At 70.5% G+C, this 21,821-nt stretch carries 17 protein-coding genes and 1 tRNA gene; 8 read left to right on the top strand and 10 right to left on the bottom strand.

Features of this window, described 5'->3' with window-relative positions:
• Window positions 1-195 precede the first annotated feature (195 nt).
• Window positions 196-1,122: a ribonuclease HI gene (locus EGM46_RS09180; protein WP_164512854.1), complete on the top strand. Its 927-nt coding sequence runs from the start codon at window positions 196-198 to the stop codon at window positions 1,120-1,122.
• Between the two features lie 209 nt (window positions 1,123-1,331).
• Here the strand turns inward: EGM46_RS09180 and EGM46_RS09175 are convergent.
• The 4 genes from EGM46_RS09175 to EGM46_RS09160 form a co-directional block, all read right to left on the bottom strand.
• Window positions 1,332-1,406: transfer RNA gene (locus EGM46_RS09175), tRNA-Gln, on the bottom strand.
• A 128-nt stretch (window positions 1,407-1,534) separates the two neighbouring features.
• Window positions 1,535-2,473, bottom strand: a complete 939-nt coding sequence (locus EGM46_RS09170; protein WP_125099857.1) for a universal stress protein — start codon at window positions 2,471-2,473, stop codon at window positions 1,535-1,537.
• Window positions 2,470-4,026, bottom strand: a complete 1,557-nt coding sequence (locus EGM46_RS09165; RefSeq protein ID WP_241156263.1) for an amino acid permease — start codon at window positions 4,024-4,026, stop codon at window positions 2,470-2,472. Before EGM46_RS09165 ends, EGM46_RS09170 begins: the two co-directional genes overlap by 4 nt.
• Before the next feature lie 184 nt (window positions 4,027-4,210).
• Complete coding sequence (locus EGM46_RS09160; RefSeq protein WP_125099856.1) at window positions 4,211-5,839, bottom strand: aminotransferase class I/II-fold pyridoxal phosphate-dependent enzyme; 1,629 nt, start codon at window positions 5,837-5,839, stop codon at window positions 4,211-4,213.
• A 122-nt stretch (window positions 5,840-5,961) separates the two neighbouring features.
• Here EGM46_RS09160 and EGM46_RS09155 point away from each other — a divergent pair, with 122 nt between their 5' ends.
• Window positions 5,962-6,882: a LysR family transcriptional regulator gene (locus tag EGM46_RS09155; protein ID WP_125099855.1), complete on the top strand. Its 921-nt coding sequence runs from the start codon at window positions 5,962-5,964 to the stop codon at window positions 6,880-6,882.
• Between the two features lie 41 nt (window positions 6,883-6,923).
• Here the strand turns inward: EGM46_RS09155 and EGM46_RS09150 are convergent, their stop codons facing one another.
• The 4 genes from EGM46_RS09150 to EGM46_RS09135 all read right to left on the bottom strand — a co-directional run bounded on the left by EGM46_RS09150 (window position 6,924) and on the right by EGM46_RS09135 (window position 12,830).
• Window positions 6,924-7,874, bottom strand: coding sequence for a Ppx/GppA phosphatase family protein (locus EGM46_RS09150; protein WP_125099854.1), 951 nt, complete (start codon window positions 7,872-7,874; stop codon window positions 6,924-6,926).
• A gap of 18 nt (window positions 7,875-7,892) precedes the next feature.
• Window positions 7,893-8,654, bottom strand: coding sequence for a deoxyribose-phosphate aldolase (deoC, locus tag EGM46_RS09145; RefSeq protein ID WP_125099853.1), 762 nt, complete (start codon window positions 8,652-8,654; stop codon window positions 7,893-7,895).
• 130 nt (window positions 8,655-8,784) lie between these two features.
• Window positions 8,785-11,397 carry a DEAD/DEAH box helicase gene (locus EGM46_RS09140; RefSeq protein ID WP_125099852.1) on the bottom strand — a complete coding sequence of 871 codons (2,613 nt, stop codon included), beginning with the start codon at window positions 11,395-11,397 and terminating at the stop codon, window positions 8,785-8,787.
• A complete protein-coding gene (locus tag EGM46_RS09135) occupies window positions 11,394-12,830 on the bottom strand; it encodes a DUF2130 domain-containing protein (RefSeq protein WP_125099851.1) in 1,437 nt (478 codons plus the stop codon). Before EGM46_RS09135 ends, EGM46_RS09140 begins: the two co-directional genes overlap by 4 nt.
• Before the next feature lie 102 nt (window positions 12,831-12,932).
• Between EGM46_RS09135 and EGM46_RS09130 the strand changes: the two genes are divergently transcribed.
• Genes EGM46_RS09130 through EGM46_RS09120 form a run of 3 tightly spaced genes read left to right on the top strand, consistent with a single transcriptional unit; the run spans window position 12,933 to window position 17,059 of the window.
• On the top strand, window positions 12,933-14,024 hold the full coding sequence (locus EGM46_RS09130; RefSeq protein ID WP_125099850.1) for an NADH:flavin oxidoreductase/NADH oxidase: 1,092 nt from the start codon (window positions 12,933-12,935) through the stop codon (window positions 14,022-14,024).
• A gap of 41 nt (window positions 14,025-14,065) precedes the next feature.
• Window positions 14,066-15,316 carry a winged helix DNA-binding domain-containing protein gene (locus tag EGM46_RS09125; RefSeq protein ID WP_125099849.1) on the top strand — a complete coding sequence of 417 codons (1,251 nt, stop codon included), beginning with the start codon at window positions 14,066-14,068 and terminating at the stop codon, window positions 15,314-15,316.
• 12 nt (window positions 15,317-15,328) lie between these two features.
• On the top strand, window positions 15,329-17,059 hold the full coding sequence (locus EGM46_RS09120) for a cation:proton antiporter (protein ID WP_125099848.1): 1,731 nt from the start codon (window positions 15,329-15,331) through the stop codon (window positions 17,057-17,059).
• Window positions 17,060-17,216: 157 nt separating this feature from the next.
• On the opposite strand, the gene EGM46_RS09115 is transcribed toward EGM46_RS09120, so the two are convergent.
• Both EGM46_RS09115 and EGM46_RS09110 read right to left on the bottom strand, forming a co-directional pair.
• Window positions 17,217-17,792, bottom strand: coding sequence for an isochorismatase family protein (locus EGM46_RS09115; RefSeq protein WP_125099847.1), 576 nt, complete (start codon window positions 17,790-17,792; stop codon window positions 17,217-17,219).
• Between the two features lie 66 nt (window positions 17,793-17,858).
• Window positions 17,859-18,347, bottom strand: a complete 489-nt coding sequence (locus EGM46_RS09110) for an Lrp/AsnC family transcriptional regulator (protein WP_125099846.1) — start codon at window positions 18,345-18,347, stop codon at window positions 17,859-17,861.
• 190 nt (window positions 18,348-18,537) lie between these two features.
• On the opposite strand from EGM46_RS09110, the gene ald reads away from it, so the two are divergent.
• The 3 genes from ald to EGM46_RS09095 are packed head-to-tail and all read left to right on the top strand — an operon-like array spanning window position 18,538 to window position 21,813.
• Window positions 18,538-19,665, top strand: a complete 1,128-nt coding sequence (gene ald / locus EGM46_RS09105) for an alanine dehydrogenase (RefSeq protein ID WP_125099845.1) — start codon at window positions 18,538-18,540, stop codon at window positions 19,663-19,665.
• 23 nt (window positions 19,666-19,688) lie between these two features.
• On the top strand, window positions 19,689-20,147 hold the full coding sequence (locus tag EGM46_RS09100) for a hypothetical protein (RefSeq protein WP_125099844.1): 459 nt from the start codon (window positions 19,689-19,691) through the stop codon (window positions 20,145-20,147).
• A gap of 49 nt (window positions 20,148-20,196) precedes the next feature.
• Window positions 20,197-21,813 (top strand): helix-turn-helix domain-containing protein, encoded by a 1,617-nt coding sequence (locus EGM46_RS09095; protein WP_125099843.1) that lies wholly within the window; start codon window positions 20,197-20,199, stop codon window positions 21,811-21,813.
• The last annotated feature ends 8 nt before the right edge of the window (window positions 21,814-21,821 follow it).

Here is a 21,821-nt window from a genome sequence, read left to right as displayed (position 1 = left end):
GGCATCGAGGAACCTATTCGCATGAACGATGCCCGGGCACTCGATCCCCTCCTGTTTTCTCCAATGCGGTCTTCTCCATTGCGACGCGATCTCGAGGCCACCCCACGCGTGCCAACGGCAGCCATGTCGGCAGCGCCGGTGCACGTTGCCATCGCCACATACTCTCAACCGAGGTCAGATCTCACGAGTGGCCGCGTGGTGGGGTGGACCATTGTCGTATCGCCGGAGGACGGCGAGACGAAGATTCATCTGGGCCGGACGGTGGGCTCGACACCGGTAGAACTGATCATGACGGATCTCGACCTCGCGCTGCAGACCGTTCAGGATCCGGTATGGATCTCCGTGCCGAAGAAGCGGCGCGGACTCGCCGCGTCACTGCGAAACGCCGGGTTCAGCGTGTCCGTCGGGCTGGGTGTGGGGAGCCGGGCCGAGCCCGAGCTCCGCGAACAGATCGCCCTGCAAACACGACGGTTTTTCCTTGAGGCGTCGCAGGCCGACGCGATCCCCCCTGAGAATCGCGCGCAGAAACAGGGACTGCCAGAACCGTTCTCCACGGTGTACTGGCTCCCAACGGAGCGGCGGATCGCAGCACGCGCTAACTGCGACATGGTCCAGATCGCGACCGATGCGTCAGTGGAGAGCGCGGCGTACAGCCGCCTGTTCGCTGCCGTCGCGGTCAGCGATCAGGGTGACTGCGTCTTGGATTCCGGGTTCACGCAGACGCACTCGGGCGAGATCGAATTCCTCGCGATCATCCATGCGCTCGAACTGGTAGTCGCGACGGCTCCACGGAACGCCGTCATCATGAGCGACAGCGTGCAGGCTCTCACCGTCGCCAACTGGCTCAGTCGCGGCGCACATCATCCGGCCGATATCCCCGAGGCGCGCAACATCGAGCACACTGTTCGGTCACGATTCGAGCGTGCGTGGTGGCAGGCGCACACACATACCGAAGTGACGCTTGAGCACGTCATGGGACATTCGGGGCACCCGCTCAACGAGGCCGCGGACGCGATCGCACGCACTGCCCGACGGGCGGCGACGGTGCCCGAACTGGAGAGCTCACTGGCGCTCACCGAACTCATCGAGAGAACGCTCGCAACGGCGAGCACCTGCGACTGAGTGCCCACCAGCCGTGCGTCCGGTCGAACCTGCGGTCGCCCCAACCCAAGTGATTCTGCGTAACCAAGCCCGAATCGCGGATTCCGGCTGTGATTCGCCGAATCGCTTGGGTTGGGAGGCTGTGGCAGCCGGCCTGACACCCGCACAACGCCCACTCAGCCCGCAACGCACAACGCCCCGATCTTCCGCAGAAGATCGGGGCGTTGTCGTGGCTGGGATACCAGGACTCGAACCTAGAATGACGGTACCAGAAACCGTAGTGTTGCCAATTACACCATATCCCACTGGTGGAAACCGCACTCCCGAGGAGCGCCGCACCGAGAGTTAACTTTACCCGCTTGTCCCCCGGAACACCAAACCGGGCGGCGGGAGCGGGATCCCGGGCGCGCCTCGACGCCCGGGATCCCGGCACCTACGTGATGCTCGTGTGCGCGGCGTACTCGTCGGCCGCGCCACGCGGCACGAGGATGACGGGCACGGGCGCATGCCGCACAATCTTCGCGGCGTGCGAGCCGAGCGAGATGCGCGCGAGCGCACCGACGCTGCTCGAGCCGACGAGGAGCACCTCCGCCGACCCCCACGGGATCGCGCGGAGCGCGGCGTGCCAGTCCTTGCCGGCACCGACCACGACCTCGGCGCTCCCCGGCGAGGGGTCGAGGCGCGCGATCTCGGCGTCGAGGCCTGCGGCGCGATCGCGAATCAGCGTCTCCCACTCCGCAATCACCGCGTCCTCCGCACCGAAGCCGATGGCTGCGCCCAGCAGCCCGCGCGGCCGCGGGTGGAACGACGCGATCCGGATCCCGGCGCCCGCCTGCGCGGCGACCCCGGCCGCGCCGAGCACCAGCTCGCCGGACGTCTCCGAGCCGTTGTACGCTGCGGTGATCCGATCGAGGCGCGCCCCGGCAGGAGCGGTGAAGCCGTGCGGCGCGATCCCTACTGGCAGCTCGGCGCTCTGCAGCAGGCCGATTCCCACGGAGCCGAGCACGATGCCGTCCCCTGAGGCGGCGTGCGGCTCCCCCGCCGCGCCGATCACGAGCCGCACCGCGTCCTCGGCAGCGCACACGTCGAGCAGCCCACGGCGGGCGCTCGACGCCGGGTGCACCGCGGTGCGCACGGTGAGATCGGCAAGCGCCTCGGCGCACTCGACCCGCACCGCGGCGAGCGCCTCCCCCGCGGCGCTCGCAAGGAATCGCTGGTACTCGCCGTCCACGCCGCCACCGCCAGGCGTCCACCCGGCCGGCGTGATCGCGGCGAGCACGAGCGGCTGCCCGTACGAGCGGGCGAGCAGCGCACCCAGGTGCACCGCCGCTGCCGCCGGATGCCCCGGCGCGACGCCGACGACGACGGTCATCGGGTGCCCCGATCCGGATCCCGCGGTGCGCCGTCGCGCTGCAGCCCAGCGTCGGCCGCGGCACTCGCGGCGAAGTCGTCCTCCGAGCTCTCGGTGAAGCCGTCGGCGTAGCGGTACTTGCCCGGGCCCGTGAGGACGATCATGCCGGTGTCGATGCGGCGCCCGAGCACCGAGTTCTTGCGGCCGGTGAAGTAGTACCAGACGAGCACGAGGAGCGTCCACACCGCGAACACGATGATGGTGATCGAGCGGAGGTCCTTGATGATCCAGAGGCAGCCGATGATCGAGAGGATCGGGATCACGGGGTACAGCGGCACGCGGAACTTCCGCTCCAGATCCGGCTCGCGGCGGCGCAGCACCATCACCGCGATCGAGACCACGAGGAACGCGGCGAGCGTGCCGATCGAGGTCATCTCCGCGAGGAAGTTGATGGGCAGCACGCCCGCGAGGATCGCAACGATCACCGAGACGATGATCGTGTTGGCGATCGGCGTCATCGTGCGCGGGTTGACCTTCTGGAAGATCTTGGGTGCCATGCCGTCGCGGCTCATCGCGAAGAGGATGCGGGTTTGGCCGTAGAGCACCACGAGGGTGACGCTGAAGATCGAGATCACCGCGCCGGCCGCAACGACCGTGCCCGGCCAGGTCGCGCCGACGATGTTCTCCAGGATCGCGGAGAGGCCAGCACTCTGCCCCTCGAAGTCGCCAGCGGCCTGCGCCCCCAGCGCGGTCACGGCGACGAGCACGTACACGGCGGTCACGACGATGAGTGCCGTGATGAGCGCGATCGGCAGGTTGCGGCGCGGGTTCTTCGCTTCGTCGCCCGCGGTCGCGACCGCGTCAAGCCCGACGAAGGAGAAGAAGATGATGCCGGCGCCCGTCATGATGCCGGTGAACCCGAATGGCGCGAAGTTCGCGAAGTGATCGGCGTTCCAGCCGGTGATGCCGACCGCGACGAAGAACAGCAGCACGGCGATCTTCGTGAGCACCATCAGGGTGTTCGCGATGACGGACTCCGAGGTGCCGCGAATGAGCAGCAGGCAGCAGAGGCCGATGAGGATCACGGCTGGCAGGTTGATGATGCCGCCCTCCTCCGGCGCGTAGAGTAGCGCGTGCGGCAGCTCCAGCCCGAAGAGGTTGACGAAGAGCTGGTTCACGTACTGCGACCAGCCCACCGCAACGGCTGCGGTGGAGACCCCGTACTCCAGCAGCAGACACGCGGCGACCCCCATCGCGGGGAGTTCCCCGAGCGTGCTGTATGCGTACGAGTAGGAGGAGCCGGACACCGGGACGCTGCTCGCGAGCTCCGCGTAGCAGAGCACCGAGAGTCCGGCGACGAGGCCGGCGATCACGAATGACCAGAGGACCGCCGGGCCGGCGATCGGCACCGCCTCGGAGAGGATGAAGAAGATGCCCGTGCCGATCGTGCCGCCGACGCCGATGAGCGTCAGCTGGAACAGGCCGATGCTGCGCTTCAGCTCGCTGCCGCTCTCACCGCCATCTCTCGGAACGGGCTTCACTCGGAAGAGCTGCTGTCGCAGGGTGCTCGCCATGTCAGTCTTACTCCAGACTTCGTTGTCTCACGCGGCGGGGGCCGCGATCGGTCGAACCCGACGCCGGGGTGCCGGCGCCGGTGTGATCCAGGGGGCGGATCACGCGGGGGCGGCGTGAGCGCGCCGTGACCCCGCAACGCCCCGATCCGGATCAAGCCCGGACCGGGGCGCAGGTGTGTGGGAATTAGGGGGTACGGATCACGCGGAAGCGAGAGACCGCCGGGTCGACCGCGCCGCGGACGTAGCCCGTTGGGGACGCCGCGACCGCGTGGAGGAACTCCACCGCCTCCGCGGTGATCTCCTCGCCAGGCATGACGTTCGGGATCCCCGGCGGGTACGCGGCGAGCGTGTCCGCGGAGATCCGGCCGACCGCGTCGGCGGCGGCGACGAGCTCGCTCTCACCGAAGAAGCCCTCGCGCGGCGACAGGCGGCGCGCGCCGGGTGCCGGCAGCGCAGGGAACGCCTCGACGCCGGCCTGCGCGGCGCGCTCGGCCGCCGCTTCGGGCGACTCGACCGTCGCGACGAGCGCGGCGACCACCGCGTCGACGTCCGGGCTCTTGCCCGCGCCGATCACGGCAACGATCGACGTCGCGGTGGACATCTCGAAGTAGAGCGCGTGGTCGGCGATCAGCCGGTCGCGCACCCAGTGCCCGGAGAGCCCGGTTGCCGACACGTCGATCGGCACGCGGAGCGCGTCGGTGTCCACGATGTCGGGGAACGCCCCGAAATGATCGCTCACCACGTCGAAGCGGGCATCGGCGCGGAGCAGCTCGCGCAGCCGCTCAGCGGTCGCGACGGAGCGGCTGATCGCCTCCTCCCCGGTGACGAGCGCCGCGCGCGCAATGTCCAGCGAGGCGCGCAGGATCGCGCTCGTCGAGGTCGATGCGGTCATCGAGAGGGCGCGCTCCACGAGCGGCTCCAGCTGCGCAGCGAACGGCCCATCGCCGAGGTGGAGCATCGCCGACTGCGTGAGCGATCCCGCGAGCTTGTGTGTGCTCGAGATCACGAGGTCGGCGCCGAGCCGTGCCGGCGACTCGGGCAGGGCGGGGTGGAAGCCGAAGTGCGGGCCCCACGCGCCGTCCACGATGAGCGGCGCGCCGTGCGCGTGCGCCACCTCGGAGAGCCCGCGCACGTCGGACACCGAACCGAAGTAGCTCGGGGAGATCACGTAGACGGCGGACGCCGGGCGCCCGTCGGCGGCGGCCTCGGTGAGCGCGCGATCCAGCGCCTCCGGCGTGACGCCGTGCGCCATCCCGTTCACGTGGTCCACCGCGGGGAACACGTACGAGGGGGTGATCCCGGCGAGCAGCACGCCGTCGCTGAAGCTCGAGTGCGCGCTGCGCTGCGCGAGCAGGTGCTCGCCGAGCCCGCGCGCGGCGAGCGCCGCGGTGCGGTTCGCCTGTGAGGCGCCGTTCGTGAGGAACCAGGTGCGCTTCGCGCCCCACGCGTCGGCCGCGAGCTCAAGCGCCTCATCGAGCGGGGAGTCGCTCTCGAGGTCGAGGCCGTCGAGCAGCATCGGGACGTCGAGGCGCAGCGCGCGCTCCCCGAGGAAGTCGGCGAGGCGGCCGCTGATGCCGCGTTCGCTGCCGCCGTGCCCCGGCACCATGAGCTGGGTCGGCTCGCGCGCAATGTACTGCTCGAGTGCGTCGGCGAACGGGGTGCGCTCGTGGCGGCGGATGCGGTCGGCGCTGGTGGTGTCGGCGTCGCCGGCTGCGCTGGCGGCGTGTGCGCGGTTCGCGCCGGGGGCCGCTGCGATGTCGGCGGCCTCGTGCGTGGCGAGCCGCGTGCCTGCGGTGGGGTCTTCGTGAAGCATGAGTTCCATCATGGCGGCGGCGTCCGGGCAGCAGAATCCTCAGATTCCTCGGAGCCCACATATTCAGTATGTGACAGAATTGACCTCAGTAGGAATGCACACTATATGGGCTAGGTGGCCAGATGATTGATCTTCGCCAGTTGCAGGCGCTGCGCGCGGTCCACGCCACGGGGTCGGTGACGCAGGCCGCGCGCAGCCTGGGGTGGAGCCAGCCGACCGTCGATCACCACCTGCGCAACCTCGACGCCAGCGTCGGTGCGCCGCTCCTCGAGCGCAGCTCGCGCGGCAGCACGCTCACCCCCGTCGGACATTTGGTCCTCGACCGCGCGCGCGAGATTCTCACGCTGAGCGAGCGGGCGCTGCGCGATGCGCGCGAGTTCACCCAGATCGGGCAGACCCGGCTGCGCTTCGGGACCTTCCCGACCGCGGCCGCCCGCCTCCTGCCCGCCGTCGCGGCGCAGCTCGCCGATCTCAGCATCGAGCTCGACGCGGTGCTCGAGGAGGTGTCCCCGCTCGTGCGCGACGTCAACCGGCGCGAGCTCGACGCCGCGCTGCTGTATTCGGTGCCCGGGCACGACCTGCCGTTTCGCGCCGACATCGCGACGGTCGAGGTGCTGCGCGATCCGCTGATGCTCGCCCTGCCCGTCGGTCACCCGCTCGCCGAGCAGGCATCGATCAGCATGGAGACGCTCCTCACGCTGCACCGCGAGCGCTGGCTGCTCGGCGCGACGGAGAACGATCCGATGGACGCGGTGGTGGTCGACGCCTTCGCCGACGCCGGCTACGAGCTGGAGGTGGCGATCCGCTCCGACGACTTCCAGGTGATGCTCGGCATGATCGCCGCGCGCATGGTGATCGGGCTGGTCGCGCAGCTCGCCGCAGGCCACACCCACCCCGGCGTGATCCTGAAGCCGATCGACGATCCGGCGTTCGCGCGCTCCGTGCTGCTCGCCGCTCCCACCGATCCGAGCACGGGCCGCCCGTCAGCCGCGGTGCGCCAGCTCGCGCTCGCGATCAGGCACGCCGTCGCTGAGGCGGAGTAGCCCCGCGAGGAGCTCCTGCGTCGGCTCCGCGCCGCGACGAGCTACTGCGTCGGCTCCGCGCCGCGGCCGTCGAGCGCGTCGATGTAGCGCAGCACGATGCCCTCGCGCAGCGCCCACGGCGAGATCGTGAGCGTCGACACCTCGAACACCTTCATCGCGGTGCGGAGCACGACCGCGCCGGCCATGATCTGGTACCCGCGCTCCGGGGTGATGCCGGGGAGGTACTCGCGCACGTTCGACGGCATGTCGCGGAGCGTTGGCTCCCACTCGCGCAGACCCGCGTAGTGCAGCGGGGCGAGGTCGCCCGTCTCCGGGTCGGGCGGCCCACCGATCAGCCTCGCGAGTGAGCGAATGGTCTTCGATGTTCCCACCACGCGCTTCGGCCGTGGCCGGTCGAGGAAGAGCTCCTCGCGCACCCGCGTGAACTCGGCGCGCGCGTGCGCGCGCAGCGCGGAGACCGCCTCGCGGCTCGGCGGATCCTGCGGCAGGTAGTTGATGGTCGAGCGGCCAGCGCCGAGCGGAAGCGACACCTGCACGTCCGGATACTCGTCGACGCCCTGCGCGATCTCGAACGAACCGCCGCCAATGTCAAAGAGCAGGATCTCCCCCGCCGACCAGCCGAGCCAGCGGCGCACCGCGAGCATCGTGATGCGGGCCTCGTCCTCGCCGGAGAGCACGTCGAGCACGACGCCGGTCTCGCGGGTGACACGCGCGAGCACCTCCTCGCCGTTCGGCGCCTCGCGGATCGCGCTCGTCGCGGTGCAGATCAGGTCGTCGACGCCGATCTCCTTGGCCGTGCGCACCGACTCGGCGATGGCCGCGATGATGAGCTGCACGCCCTCCTCGACGATCGCCCCGCTCGCGTCGAGGTACCGCATGAGGCGCAGGATGGATCGCTGCGAGTGGTACGGGTTCGGACTGGCCCCGGGGTGCGCGTCGACCACCAACAGGTGAACGGTGTTGGAACCGACGTCAATCACTCCGAGGCGCATGTGCTCAGTCTAGGCCGCTCAGTACGCGCTCCCCGCACCGGGGAGCCGGATCGCGCCGGTCGCCAGTGACACGCCGGCGGATCCCGCCGCGGGTGAGGCCTGGTGGCCCCAGCTCTCCAGGATGCTCGCGGTCCCCGACACGCCGAAGCGGGTCGCTCCGGCCGCGGCGAGCTCGCGCACGGCGGCCGCGGTGCGGATCCCGCCAGAAGCCTTCACGCCAAGCCTGCCGCCGACGGTCTCCGCCATGATCCGCACGGCGTGCACGGTCGCACCACCGGCGGGGTCGAAACCCGTCGAGGTCTTCACGAAGTCGGCGCCCGCGGTCTCCGCGGCGCGGCACGCGGCAACGATCTGCGCGTCGCTCAGCGCTGCGGTTTCGAGGATCACCTTCAGCACGACGCCGGGAACCGCCTCGCGCACCGCGCGGATCTCGGCCTGCACGCCGGCCCAGTCGCCCGCGCGCGCGAGGCCGCGGTTCATGACCATGTCGATCTCGGCGGCACCGTCCGCGACGGCCTGCGCCGCCTCCGCGGCCTTCACCTCCGCGGTGTGCACGCCGCTCGGGAATCCCACGACCGTGACGATCTGGATGGGGCTGCTGCGCAGGGGCCCAGCGGCGTCCTCGAGCAGCGTCGGGCTGATGCAGACGCGCCCCACCCCGAGCCCGCGCGCGTCACGGAGGAACTGCTCGAGTTCGGCCGCGGTGGTGCCGGGGGCGAGCAGCGTGTGGTCTGCGTTCGCGAGGAACGTTTCGGTCGTGAAGTCGGTGGCGGTCGTCATCAGATCTCCGTCTCTCGGGGCCGATCAGCTGGGGTGTCGAACGGCGGGTGGCTGCGTGGCCGAAGCGCCGGTGTGCCGGGTGGCCGTCGCTCGTGTGCACGATACACGACCCCGCGCAACACGCTCGGAGCTAGGCGAGCAGCGCGCCGTGCGCCTCTGCGCCGGTGAGCGGCCCGACGCGCTGCACGCGCACGGCCGGCTCGCCGTCCGCCTCGGACGCCGCGAGGTCGATGACGCCCTCGATCCCCCAGTCGCGATCCCCTGCCGGGTCGAGGAGCACCTGGCGGAAGCGCCACTCGCCGGCCGCCGCGGTGCTGCGATCGATCTCGAGCAGCGCCGCCGCGCGCGCATCGGCGTCGGTGCGGATCTCCTCGTACTCGGTGTAGTAGCCGGCGAGCGCGTCGCGCCAGCGCTGCTCACCGAAGCCACTGCCGCCGTCGAGCTCCGCCAGCTCGGCGTAGCGCTCGAAGGCCGCGGCCTGCACACGCCGGAAGAGCGCGTTGCGGAGCATGACCCCGAAGGCCCGCTCGTTGGCGAGCACGGAGCGCGCTGGCGGGGCGAGGTCCACGGTGTCGGCGTGCGCGGCCGCGTGCGCCTCGGGGTCGGGGTGCGCGAGCTCCTCCCACTCGTCGATGAGGCTCGAGTCGACCTGGCGCACGAGCTCACCGAGCCACTCGATGAGTTCCTCGAGCTCCGGGCTCTTGGCCTGCTCCGGCACGGTGCGCTCAATGGCGCGGTATGCGTCGCTCAGGTAGCGCAGCACGCCGCCCTCCGCGCGCCCCAGCTGGTAGAAGGAGACCAGATCGCGGAAGCCGAAGGCGCGCTCCACCATGTCGCGAACGATGGACTTGGGCCGCAGCTCGTAGTCGCGCGCCCACGGCACCTCGGCGACGTAGGCGTGGTACGCCTCGTCGAGCAGCTCCTTCAGCGGCTGCGGGTGGGTGATCTCTTCGAGCAGCTCCATCCGCTCCTCGTACTCGATCCCCTCGGCCTTCATCGCGGCGACCGCCTCGCCGCGCGCACGGTGCTCCTGGGCGCGCACGATGGCGCGCGGGTCCTCGAGCGTGGCCTCGATGATCGAGATGACGTCGAGCGGGTAGGTCTCGGACTCGGGGTCGAGCAGCTCGATCGCGGCGAGCGCGAACGGGGACAGCGGCTGGTTGAGCGCGAAGTTCGCCTGCAGCTCGACGGTGAGTCGGAGCAGGCGCTGCCCGCGCGCGTCCTCGTGCACCTCGACGATGCCGCCGTTGCGGAGGGTCCGGAAGATCTCGAGCGCGGTGCGCGCGTGCGCGAACTGGCGCGCACGCGGCTCGTGGCTGTCGAAGATGAGCATCTGCATCGTGTTGAGGGCCTCGCCCTCCCACTCCTCGCCGCGGCCGATGACGCCGAGCACCATGGAGTGCGTGATCCGCATCCGGCTGACGAGCGGCTCGGGCTCGGACGCGACGAGCTTGTCGAGTGTCTGCTCGCTCCACGCAACGAAGCCCTGCGGCGGCGCCTTCTTCTTCGCCGGCTTGGCCTTCTTCCCGCCTTTCCCGTCGGCAGCCTTCGCCGCCGCCTTGGCCGCGGCCTTCGCGTTCTCGATCTCGTGCTCGGGGGCGAGCGCGATGACGTCGCCCTCGGTGTCGTAGCCGGCCCGGCCAGCCCGGCCGGCGATCTGGTGGAACTCGCGCGCGGAGAGGCGACGCATCTTCTCGCCGTCGAACTTCGTGAGCGCGGTGATCACCACGGTGCGGATCGGCACGTTGATGCCGACGCCGAGCGTGTCGGTGCCGCAGATGACGCGCAGCAGCCCGCGCTGCGCGAGCTGCTCGACCAAGCGCCGGTAGCGCGGCAGCATCCCGGCGTGGTGCACCCCGATGCCGGAGCGCACGAGCCGCGACAGCGTCGTGCCGAACCCGGTGGAGAACCGGAACTCACCGATGGCCGCAGCGATCTCGTCGCGGCCGGCCCGGTCGACGATCTTGATCGAGGCGAGCGCCTGCGCCTGCTCGACCGCGTGCGACTGGTTGAAGTGCACGAGGTACGCCGGCACCTCGCGGTCGGCGATCAGCTGCTCGACGACCTCGTGCGCCGGCGCCACCTCGTAGCTGAAGCTGAGCGGCACCGGTCGCTCGACGCCCGTCACGAGCGCCGTGTCCCTGCCGGTGGCGTCGCTCAGGTCCGCCGCGAGCTCGGTCACGTCGCCGAGCGTCGCCGACATGAGCAAGAACTGCGCGTCGTGCATGAGGAGGAGCGGCACCTGCCACGCCCAGCCGCGATCCGGGTCAGCGTAGTAGTGGAACTCATCCATGATGACCTGGGTGATGCCGCCCGTCTCCGGGTTGTCCACGTTCTTGTCGCGGATCGCGAGGTTCGCGAGGATCTCCGCCGTGCAGCAGAGGATCGGCGCGTCGGGGTTGATCGAGCTGTCGCCGGTCACCATGCCGACACGCTCGGCCCCGAAGATGCCGACCAGGTCGAAGAACTTCTCGCTCACGAGCGCCTTGATCGGCGCGGTGTACACCGTCCGACGCCCCTCGGCGAGGGCGATGAAGTGCGCCCCGATCGCCACAAGCGACTTCCCCGTGCCCGTCGGGGTCGCGAGGATCACATTGCTGCCGAGCGTGATGCCGAGGATCGCCTCCTCCTGCGCCGGGTAGAGCCGCAGCCCCCGCTCCGTCTCCGCCCACTCCTCGAACGCGGCGAACGCCTCGTCTGCGCCGCCCGCGCGCGCGGCGGCGAGTGCCTTGTCGAGGCTCATCTCTCGGTGTGCTCCTTCTCGGTCGGTGCGCTGCTGCGCTCGCGTGCGGCCCCCAGCTCGGCGAACTTCGCCTGCATCGTCGGGTTGCCGCGCGTCAACTTCTTCACCGTCACCCCCTGCGCCTTGTCGTTGGCCAGGCGCAGATTGTTCTCCGACTTGAGGAGCTGCTCACGCACCTTCTCCATCTCGCGAATCGAGGTGTCGATGCGCTTGATCGCCTCGTGGAACTGCGTCGAGGCGAGCTCGAAGTTGCGACCAAACGCGCTCTTGAACGTGTCGAGTTCGCTCTCGAACTCCGTGATGTCGATGTTCTGCGACTTCACGTGCTCGAGCTCGGTCTTGAACTGCAACGCGTTCAGTGCTGCGTTGCGCAGCAGCGTGATGAGCGGGAGGAAGAACTGCGGGCGAACCACGTACATCTTGGGGTAGCGGTGCGACACGTCAACGATACCGCTGTTGTAGAGCTCGCTCTCCGGTTCGAGCAGGGACACGAGCACCGCGTACTCGCAGCCCTTCTCACGCCGATCCTTGTCGAGCTCCTTGAGGAAATCCTCGTTCTTCTTCTTCGTCGCGGTCTCGTCGGCCTCGTTCTTCATCTCGAACATGATCGAGACGACCTCGATGCCCGCGGCATCGAAGTCGCGGAAGACGTAGTCGCCCTTACTGCCGGTGCGCGCGTCGTTGTCCTTCTCGAAGTACGCGTGCGGAAACGCGGTCGCGCGGATCTGATTGAAGGTGTTCTCGCAGTGCAGCTCGAGCGTTTCGCCGATCATCTTCGTCGAGAGCTTCGCCTTCATATCGCGAATGCGCACGATCTCATCGTTGCGGTCCTTCAGCTGGATCTCGTACCGCTCCGTGAGCGAGCGCTCCGCGAGCTCCTTCTCGAGCCGCGCCTGCGCGAGCCCGCTGCGCGCCTCGTCGCGCTCCTTCTCCACGCGCCCCACCGCCTCGCTCACCGCGAGCTGCTGCGCGGTCGTGGCCGCCGCCAGCTCCGCGCGGAGCTCGGTGAGCTGCTGCGCCTGCTCCGCAACCGCGTCGCGCATGGCGGCCTCGTGACGCTCGCGAGCGAGCTCCTCAGCGGCCTGCCGCTCCCGCTTCGCGGCGGCGAGCTCGGCGGCGAGCGCGTCCCGATCCTTCTCGAGCTGGCTGCGTGCCTCGGCGACCGCGAGCCGCTGCGCGGACTCCCCCTCGGCGAGCCGCGCCTGCAACTGCTGGATCTCCGTGTCCTTCGCAGCCTCGGCCTGCCGCAGCTCGCCATCGGCCGTGACCCGCGCGAGTTCCAGCGCCGCCGCCTTGTCCTGCTCGGCGAGCTGCAGACGCTCGTGGAGCTGCGCCTCGAACTCGCTGTCGCGCACCTGCTTGAGAATGTCCGCGTACCCCGCCTCGTCAACGGTGAACGCCTTGCCGCAGTGCGGGCACTTGATTTCGCGCATCTGCGCCTCCTTCGGGAACTCGCGATCCTGATCCGCTGTGCACCAGCCTGGCACAGGCCTCCGACATTGGGTGGGCGCCTGGCCGCCGCTACACTGACCGGCATGGCTGATCCCCTGCTCTTCCGCCCATTCCGTCTCCGCGAGCTCGAGGTGCGCAACCGCCTCTGGGTGTCCCCCATGTGCCAGTACTCGGTGCGCGAGACCGACGGCGTCCCGACCGACTGGCACCTGCAGCACTACGGCGGGCTCGCGCGCGGGGGCGCCGGGCTCGTGATGGTGGAGGCGACCGCGGTGCGCCCAGAGGGTCGGATCTCCCCGTACGATCTCGGGCTGTGGAGCGACGCGCAGCTGCCGGCGTTCGCGCGCATCGCTGAGCTCGCGCACGCGCATGGCGCGCGGATCGGGGTGCAGCTCGGGCACGCCGGGCGCAAGGCGTCGACGTACCCGTGGCTGCCGGATCAGCCGACCGGCTCGGTGCCGACGAGCGACGGCGGGTGGGAGACCGTCGGCGCGTCCGCCATCGCGTTCGGCGAGCTCTCCGCCCCGCGCGCCCTCGCGCGCGAGGAGCTGCCGGGGATCACCGAGGCGTTTGTCGCTGCGGCCGGCCGCGCGGTGGCCGCAGGCTTCGACGCGGTGGAGGTGCACGCCGCGCACGGCTACCTGCTCCACTCCTTCCTCTCCCCGTTCTCGAACCACCGCGACGACGAGTACGGCGGCGGGCTGGCCGGCCGCGCCCGACTGCTCCGCGAGACCGTCCGCGCGATCCGGGCCGCGCACCCCGAACTGCCCATCGTGGTGCGCGTGTCGGCGACCGAGTGGCTGCCTGGCGGCTTCTCACTCGAGGAGTGCGCGGAGGTGGCCGCGTGGCTCGCCGCCGACGGCGCCGATCTCATCGACGCGTCGTCCGGGGCGAACGTGCCGGACGCCAGGATCCCGATCGGCCCGTCCTACCAGGTGCCGCTCGCTGCCGGGCTGCGCGGTGGCCAGCTGCCCGTCGGCACCGTCGGCATGATCACCGAGGCGGCGCAGGCCGAGTCGATTCTCCTGACCGGCCAGGCCGACATCGTGTCGCTCGGCCGGCCGCTCCTCGCGAGCCCGCACCTGCCGCTCAGCTGGGCGCGCGAGCTGCGCGCCCCGGCCGCCGATGCCCTCACGCCGGGGCCGTACCACCGCGCGCGGTTCGCGGCCAGCTGACTGCCGTCCGGACTGTCGGTGGCTCGGTTTATGCTGACCAGATGACCGAGATCCTCAGCCAGGACGACCTGCTGCGCCTCCGCATGCGCGCCCTCGGGCTCGGGGCGGAGGGGCAGGACGCTGCGCCCGGATCCGGATCGAGATCGGGAGTGGAATCCGGAGCTGGAGCGAATTCCAGATCGGGATCGGATCGCATCGCGGCCACCGCACGCCGCATGCTGGCCGTGCAGGGCCAGGACTGGCGCTCCTCGCGCTGGGCGCTCGGGGTGCGCACCCCGGGCACGACGGTCGCGGATGTGCACGAGGCCTTCGAGCGTGGGCACCTCGTGCGGTCCTGGCCGATGCGCGGCACCATCCACGTGGTCGCCGCGGAGGACATCGGCTGGCTGCAGCGCGCGACGCAGCACCGCGTGCTCGCCGGCGCTCCCAAGCGGCGCGCGTTTCTCGGGCTGAGCGACGCGACGCTCGAGCGGCTCGTGGAGCTCTCGCTCGCGGCGCTCGCCGGCGGGCGGGCGCTCAGCAGGGACGCGCTCGCCGAGACCTGGGAGGCGGCCGGGGTCGAGGTGCAGAGCGGGTGGCGCTACCACGTGATCTGGTGGCTGTGCCAGACCGGGCTCACCACCTTCGGCCCGCTGCGCGGCGGGCAGGAGCCGCTGCTGGTGCGCACCGACGAGTGGATCACGACCGCCCGCTCGCTCGCGGGCGACGACGCGCTCGCCGAGCTCACCGCCCGTTACATCTCGGCGCGCGGGCCGGTGGCCGCGAAGGATCTCGCGTGGTGGACGGGGCTCACCGTGCGCGAGGCGCGGCACGCGCTCCGGCTCGCCGAGGCGCAGGGCACCGCGCAGCCGGTGCGGCTCGGCGCGGCGGACGGTCCCGAGCTGTGGCTCGCGCCGGAGCAGCTCGGCGCGCCGCTCCCCGCCGCCGGGGTGGCGGCAGCGGCCGAACCTCGGCCCTGGCTGCTGCTGCCCGCGTTCGATGAGCACCTGCTCGGCTACACGGAGCGCGACGCGCAGCTCGATCCCGCGCACTTCGCGCAGATCGTGCCGGGGCGAAACGGGATGTTCCTCGCGACCGTCACGGAGCACGGCCGCACACGCGCCACCTGGCGGCGCAGCACGCGGGCGGCCGGCGGCCTCGAAGTGACGCCGCTGCCCGGTGAGACCGTCGATGCGGCGGCCCTCGCACCCCGGCTCGCCGAGTGGTGCGACTTTCACGGCGTCGAGCAGCTGCCGCTCACCGTGCTGGGCGCGCACGGAACATCCACACCGACACCGCACACCCGAGCATGAGAGTGTAGACGCATGGAAGTTGCCCTCGTCGCGGTCCTCGCGATCGTCATCCTGGTCGGCGTGTCCATCCTGGGCGGCCGGATCGGGATCGCGGCGCCCCTGCTGCTCGTCGTCGTCGGCATCGGGATCGGCTACCTCCCCTTCATCCCCCTCGTCGAGGTTGACCCCGAGCTCATCCTGCTCGGGGTGCTCCCGCCGCTGCTCTACGCCGCGGCGGTCAACGTGCCGCTCGTCGACTTCCGGAGAAACCTGCGCCCCGTCGTCGGTCTCTCGGTGCTCCTCGTCCTCATCACCGCCGTCGTCATCGGGGCCGTGCTGCACTTCGCCGTGCCGCAGATCCCGCTCCCGGTCGCGATCGCGCTCGGCGCGGTGATCAGCCCAACCGACGCGGTCGCCGCGACCTCGATCGGCAAGCGCCTCGGCATGCCGGACCGCGTGGTGTCGATCCTCGAGGGCGAGAGCCTCGTGAACGACGCCACCTCGCTCGTGCTCCTCAAAACGGCGGTCGCCGCGGTGGCCGGCAGCTTCGTGTTCTGGGAGGCCGCGGGGTCGTTCGCGTTCTCCGTCACGGCAGCGATCGTGGTCGGCGGCCTCATGGGCGTGCTCACCGTGTGGCTGCGCTCGAAACTGCGCAACCCCGTCTACGACACCCTCGTGTCGTTCACCGTGCCCTTCGTCGCGTTCATTCCCGCCGAGGCCATGCACGCGTCGGGGGTGCTCGCCGTGGTCATCACGGGGCTCTACACCGGCCACCACGCCTCCAAGCGGTTCAGCGCGACCGCGCGCATGAACGAGCGGCTGAACTGGCGAACGCTGCAGTTCGGGCTCGAGAACGGCGTGTTCCTCCTGATGGGGCTCCAACTGCACGCGCTCGTCGAGCACGTCGGGGAGAGCCCGATCCGGCTCGAGCACGTCGCACTGATTGCGCTCGCGCTCGTCGGCGTGCTGATCGGCTGCCGCGCACTGTTCATGTTCCCGCTCCTGTTCTCCATGCGCGGCGCGGCCAGGCGATACGAGCAGCGCAGCAACGGCTTCTCGCGGCTCGCGCGGCGGGCGCGCGCGAGCGAAGACCCCGACTCGCGGCGCGTGCAGCGCGTCGAGCTCCTCGCCGAGCGCTCGCGCGCGGACCTCGAGCACGAGCGCACCCAGCCGCTCGGGTGGCGCGACGGGGCGGCCCTGTCCTGGAGCGGCATGCGCGGCGTGGTGACACTCGCCGCGGCGCAGTCGATTCCCGTCGGCATCCCCTACCGCGCGCAGGTGATCCTCATCGCGTTCGCGGTCGCGGTCATCACCCTGCTCTTGCACGGACTATCGCTGCCCCTCGTCATCAGCAAGCTCTGGCCCAACGGCTCCGGCGCGGGAGCCAGCAAGGCCGAGCTCGTCTCGCTGAAGACGGACCTCGTCGAGGCCGCCAACGCGGCGATCGACGACGCGCTCGCGAACCAGGACGCCGAGCACCCCGAGGTGCCGGGCGACGTGGTGCAGCGCGCGCGGGCGAGCGCGAAGATCAGCCTCACCCCGATCACGCTCACGCACGGCGGCACGGGCGGGGTCATCCTGCCGAGCGAGGAAACCCCGGCGCGCGCGTACATGCGCCTCAGCAGGGTCGGGCTCGAGGCGCAGCGCGCGGCCCTCCTTGAGGAGCGCGCGATCGGCCGCTACAGCTCGCACGCGCTGCACGCCGCGGAGCTCGCGCTCGACGCGCACGAGACTAGGCTCACCCCGCCGGGCGCCCACGGCTGAGCCGGGCGTTCTCGGGCTGGGCGCGGACTACGTGGCTGGGCGCGGACGGGTTGGGCGCTCTGCCGGACCGGCCAAACTGCAACAAAGTGAGAGTACGGGCCGGTTCGGAGGCCGCGGACCGGATCAAACTCGCTGCTAACCGGCGGGACGGGGCGGGCTAGCGGAGCTCGACGCCCGCCGCCGCCAGCTCGCGCAGCGCCGCCACCGAGGTCTCCGGCGCAACGCCGGCGATCAGCTCCGTGCGCACGCGCACGCTGAGGCCCGCGGCGACCGCGTCCAGCGCGGAGGCGCGCACGCAGTAATCCGTCGCGATCCCCACGACGTCGAGCGCGTCGATCCCGCCGGCGCGCAGCACCTCGCCGAGCGTGCGACCGTCGAGGGTCACACCCTCAAACGCGGAGTAGGCCGGCTCCCCAGCGCCCTTCCGCACGTGGACATCGATGTGACCGAGGTCAAGTGCCGGATGGTAGTCGGCACCGGCGGTGCCCTGCACGCAGTGCGGCGGCCAGGTGCTCGCAAAGTCTGGCTCAGCTCCCGGCGCGGCGAAGTGCCCGCCGTTCGACGAGTCCGACTCGTGCCAATCGCGCGAGGCCGCGACCAGGGCGTACCGCTCGGCCGCTGCGGCGAGCAGCGCGGTGATGCCGGCGGCGACCGCGTTGCCGCCCGCCACGCCGAGCGCGCCGCCCTCCGTGAAGTCGTTCTGCACATCGACGATCAAGAGCGCACGGGACACGGCCCCTCCAAGATTGCGGGAGAACAGCTGACCCCCTCAGCCTACGCGGCGCGCGGGGCCAGGGCACTAGCTTGCGCGCACCGGATTCTGGTGGTGGCTGAACACGATGCTCGTGCGCGTGGACGACACCGCGGGGTCGGCCGACAGGTGCTCGGTCACGAAGTCGCGCACGTGGTCCGAGTCGCGCGCCGCGAGGTGGATGATGAAATCCTCAACGCCGCCGAGGAAGAACAGCTGCATCACCTCGGGCAGGCCGCGCAGCTCGTCGCTCAGCTCCGTGATCCGCTGGCGGGCGCCCGAGCGCACCGTGACGCTGATGAGCACCTCAAGCCCGAGCCCCATCGCGCGCGGGTCGACGGTCGCGGTGAAGCCGGTGATGATCCGGCGGGAGACGAGGCTGCGCACGCGCGCGATGCAGGTCGAGGCCGCCACGCCGACACGCTCCGCGAGCTCGGCATTCGTCATGCGTCCGTTGGACTGCAGCTCGTCGACGATCTTGCGGTCAATCTCATCCAAATCCATCTCTGGGCGCAGATTCTTCGATCCCTCAGACATTGCTCACCGCTCTCACTCGCAGAAACCTCACCGTCACGACGAATTCCGAAGAGAATTCACCTTTTTCCGACTGATTACGAATATACTGCACAATTAGTAGGTTCCACCGCATCGTACGACGTGCACCCATGTCCAAGCTGAGGCGGAACTCACCTCCCACACACATCCGCTGATTTCTATGGAGCATGTCATGCGCGTCGGTATTCCCACCGAGATCAAGAACAATGAGAACCGCGTCGCCATCACTCAGGCTGGCGTCTTCGAGCTGACCCGTCGCGGGCACGAGGTACTCGTGCAGGCCGGCGCTGGCCTCAACTCGGCCATCACCGACGCGGAGTACGCCGCGGCCGGCGCACAGATCGTGGAGGGCGCAGACCAGGTTTGGGCTGAAGCCGACATGATCCTCAAGGTCAAGGAGCCCATCGCTCCCGAGTACGCGAAGATGCGCAAGGGGCAGGTGCTCTTCACTTACCTGCACCTCGCCGCTGACCGCACGCTCACCGACGCGGTGCTCGCATCGGGCACCACGGCGATCGCGTACGAGACCGTGCAGCTCGCGAACCGCGGCCTGCCGCTGCTCGCCCCGATGTCCGAGGTCGCTGGTCGCCTCTCGGTGCAGGTCGGCGCGTACTCGCTCATGAAGGCAAACGGCGGCCGCGGCGTGCTGCTCGGCGGCGTCACCGCGACCCGTCGCGGCAAGGTCGTCGTGATCGGCGGCGGCGCTGCCGGCGAGCAGGCCGCGCGCATCGCGTACGGCATGGGCGCTGAGGTCACGATCATCGACATCGCGATCCCCCGTCTGAAGCAGCTCGAGGACGAGTTCAACGGTCGCATCCAGACCCGCACCTCGAACGCGCACAACATCACCGAGGCGCTCAAGGACGCCGACCTCGTGATCGGCTCCGTGCTGATCCCGGGTGAGAAGGCCCCGAAGCTCGTCACCGACGAGATGGTTGCGCAGATGAAGCCGGGCTCCGTGCTCGTCGACATCGCGATCGACCAGGGTGGCTGCTTCGAGAACTCGCGCCCCACCACGCACGACGACCCCACCTTCGCCGTGCACAACTCGATCTACTACTGCGTGGCGAACATGCCGGGCGCGGTCCCCGAGACCTCGACCGCAGCGCTCACGAACGCCACCCTCCCCTACGTTGTCGCACTCGCTGACAAGGGCTGGGTCACGGCACTCAAGGCTGACGAGGCGCTCGCGAAGGGCCTGAACGCGCACGACGGCGTGGTCACCTTCAAGGGTGTCGCCGACGCGTTCGACGGCCTGCCGTTCTCCACCGTCGAGGACGTGCTCGCAGCCAACGCGTAAGCACAGGGCGTACTCTGGATCCCATGGATCTGAAGTTCACTTTCGGAGGGGCGTCACCGGATCAGCACGATCACGGTGGCGCCCCTTCGGGCGTCTCCCCGCTCCCCCTGTCCGCGAAGCCGGTGTCGCTCGGCCCGACGAGCACGGTGCTCGACGTTGTGCTGCGCCGCGGGGGCGGCGAGCTCGTCGCCGAGGCGCTCTCGGGCGATGGGGTCAGCTACGGCCGCGCCGCCGTGGCGGACGCCGTCGCGAGCGACTCCGCGGCCTTCGCGAAGGCGCTCCGCTCCGCGCTCTCCCGCGTGATCGCGGAGCTCGATAGCCCGCTCTCGGACTCGGTGACGGCGCTCGTGCTGGATCTCGGCGCGGACACCGATGCGGCACGCGAGGCGCTCGGGATCGATGCCGCGGCACCCGTCGTCGACGCCGCGCTGCAGCGCCGCTGCGGAATCGCCATGGGCACCCCGGTGCGGCTCGGCGCGTAGCGCGCCCGCCATGCAGTAATCCTGGGACACGCCCCCTAGCATTGGGGGCGTGTCTCTCAGTCTCCGAAAACTGCTCCTCAACCCGTCACTGCACCTGCGCCTCGTGGTCGGCGGCGCGGAGGGCACGCCGGACGAAGCAGCGCTCGATCGCGACTTCGAGTGGCTGCACGCCACCGACATGATCGACCCCACCCCGTTCCTCGGCCCCGCCGAGGTGATTCTGACGCTCGGCTGGCAGTTCCCGGTCACCGAGGCGGCGGACCCCGCGGTTCCCGAGGTGCGCGTCGCCCCCGGGCGGCTGTCGCGCATCTACGACGATTACGCCGCGCTCGTCGCCGCGCACGGCGTCATTGGTATCGGCTTCGGCAGCGACGTGCTGCACCGCGGCGTGCCGCAGCAGCTCGCGCAGGCGTGCAGGAAGCACGGGCTCATCCTGTTCGACGTGCCGTACGAGATCTCGTTCATGGACCTCCTGCAGGAGGCCGCACGGGTCCTCAAGCGCGATCAGACCGAGCGCTATGGCCGCTCGCTCCGCGCGCAGAAAGCCATCGCGAACGCGGCGACGCGGCGTGACGGCCTGAACGCGACCCTCCGTGAGACCGCGCGGCAGCTGGGGTGCGGGGTGGCGCTCTACGATCCGCTCGGCCACCCGGTGACCGTCATCGATGCGCCGGAGGGGCGGCGCGTCGCCGAGTCGCAGCTCACCACCGCGGTGCAGGAGACCCTCGCGCAGGGGCAGCGGTTCCGATCGGTGCAGGTCACGCCGGAGGTGGAGGCGGTGCTGCAGTTGCTCGGCGAGCCGGGCGACCCGAGCGGGATGCTGGTGCTCACGCTCAGTCAGGCCTTCGACGACGTGTCGCGCAACGTGCTCTCGAGCGTGCTGGCGCTCGTGAGCGTGTCGCTCGAGCAGAACCAGGCCCTCGAGGGCCTGCACGGGACGCTGCGCGAGGCGCTCCTGCAGCTTCTGCTCTCCGGCAACGTCGGCGTGACCTCGCACATCGTCGAGAGCGTGTGGCGGCCGCTGCCGCGCCTCCCGCTCGTCACGCTCGTTGGCGTGCCGCAGCACTTCGACGCCGCGCGCGTCATGCCAGCGCTCGAGACGCTCCAGGCGCAGGAGGATCTGCGCATCTTCTTCGCGCGGTATCGGAGCGACGTGGCGATTCTGGTCAGCGAGGCCGACGCGGATCGGGTGATCGCTCACCTGCAGGGCTTCTCGCTCACCCTCGGGCGCTCACGCTGCGACCGCTGGGACGGGCTCGCGCTCGCGCTCGATGAGGCGAAGAAGGCCGCGGAGTTTGGGCTCCGCAGGGACGCCTCCGATGTCACTGCGTTCCCAGATATCTGGCGCGCCGGCGTCTCCGACCTGATCGATTCCTCCGATGCGAGCCACGTCGCACGTCGCCTCCTCGGGCCGCTGACCGAGCACGATGCCGCGCACGGCACGGAGCTGTTTCGCACGCTCAGCGTGTGGCTGCGCCATCACGGTCGGCCGCTGCCCGCGTCGCGCGAGCTCGAGGTACACCGCCACACGCTCGCGCACCGGCTCCAGCAGATCTCGCTCCTCACCGGAGCAGATCTCGAGGACTTCCAGCTCCGGGCAGAGTTCGCCCTCGCGCTCCGCTACCTCAGGGCCGAGCAAAACGTCGAGAGCAGCTCCCTCGGTTAGACGTTTTG

The organism is Leucobacter chromiireducens (assembly GCF_003917135.1).
In the GTDB taxonomy this organism is placed as follows: domain Bacteria; phylum Actinomycetota; class Actinomycetes; order Actinomycetales; family Microbacteriaceae; genus Leucobacter; species Leucobacter chromiireducens_A.
This window is presented reverse-complemented; position numbering and strand designations above follow the sequence as displayed.

Excerpts from the sequence above, each read along its gene's own strand:
- EGM46_RS09100 (WP_125099844.1), top strand. The coding sequence starts at position 19,689 with ATGGATCTGAAGTTCACTTTCGGAGGGGCGTCACCGGATCAGCACGAT.
- EGM46_RS09130 (WP_125099850.1), top strand. The coding sequence starts at position 12,933 with ATGGCTGATCCCCTGCTCTTCCGCCCATTCCGTCTCCGCGAGCTCGAG.
- EGM46_RS09150 (WP_125099854.1), bottom strand. The coding sequence starts at position 7,874 with ATGCGCCTCGGAGTGATTGACGTCGGTTCCAACACCGTTCACCTGTTG.
- EGM46_RS09125 (WP_125099849.1), top strand. The coding sequence starts at position 14,066 with ATGACCGAGATCCTCAGCCAGGACGACCTGCTGCGCCTCCGCATGCGC.
- deoC (WP_125099853.1), bottom strand. The coding sequence starts at position 8,654 with ATGACGACCGCCACCGACTTCACGACCGAAACGTTCCTCGCGAACGCA.
- EGM46_RS09155 (WP_125099855.1), top strand. The coding sequence starts at position 5,962 with ATGATTGATCTTCGCCAGTTGCAGGCGCTGCGCGCGGTCCACGCCACG.
- EGM46_RS09170 (WP_125099857.1), bottom strand. The coding sequence starts at position 2,473 with ATGACCGTCGTCGTCGGCGTCGCGCCGGGGCATCCGGCGGCAGCGGCG.
- EGM46_RS09165 (WP_241156263.1), bottom strand. The coding sequence starts at position 4,026 with ATGGCGAGCACCCTGCGACAGCAGCTCTTCCGAGTGAAGCCCGTTCCG.
- EGM46_RS09120 (WP_125099848.1), top strand. The coding sequence starts at position 15,329 with ATGGAAGTTGCCCTCGTCGCGGTCCTCGCGATCGTCATCCTGGTCGGC.
- EGM46_RS09135 (WP_125099851.1), bottom strand. The coding sequence starts at position 12,830 with ATGCGCGAAATCAAGTGCCCGCACTGCGGCAAGGCGTTCACCGTTGAC.
- EGM46_RS09110 (WP_125099846.1), bottom strand. The coding sequence starts at position 18,347 with ATGTCTGAGGGATCGAAGAATCTGCGCCCAGAGATGGATTTGGATGAG.
- EGM46_RS09140 (WP_125099852.1), bottom strand. The coding sequence starts at position 11,397 with ATGAGCCTCGACAAGGCACTCGCCGCCGCGCGCGCGGGCGGCGCAGAC.
- ald (WP_125099845.1), top strand. The coding sequence starts at position 18,538 with ATGCGCGTCGGTATTCCCACCGAGATCAAGAACAATGAGAACCGCGTC.
- EGM46_RS09160 (WP_125099856.1), bottom strand. The coding sequence starts at position 5,839 with ATGCTTCACGAAGACCCCACCGCAGGCACGCGGCTCGCCACGCACGAG.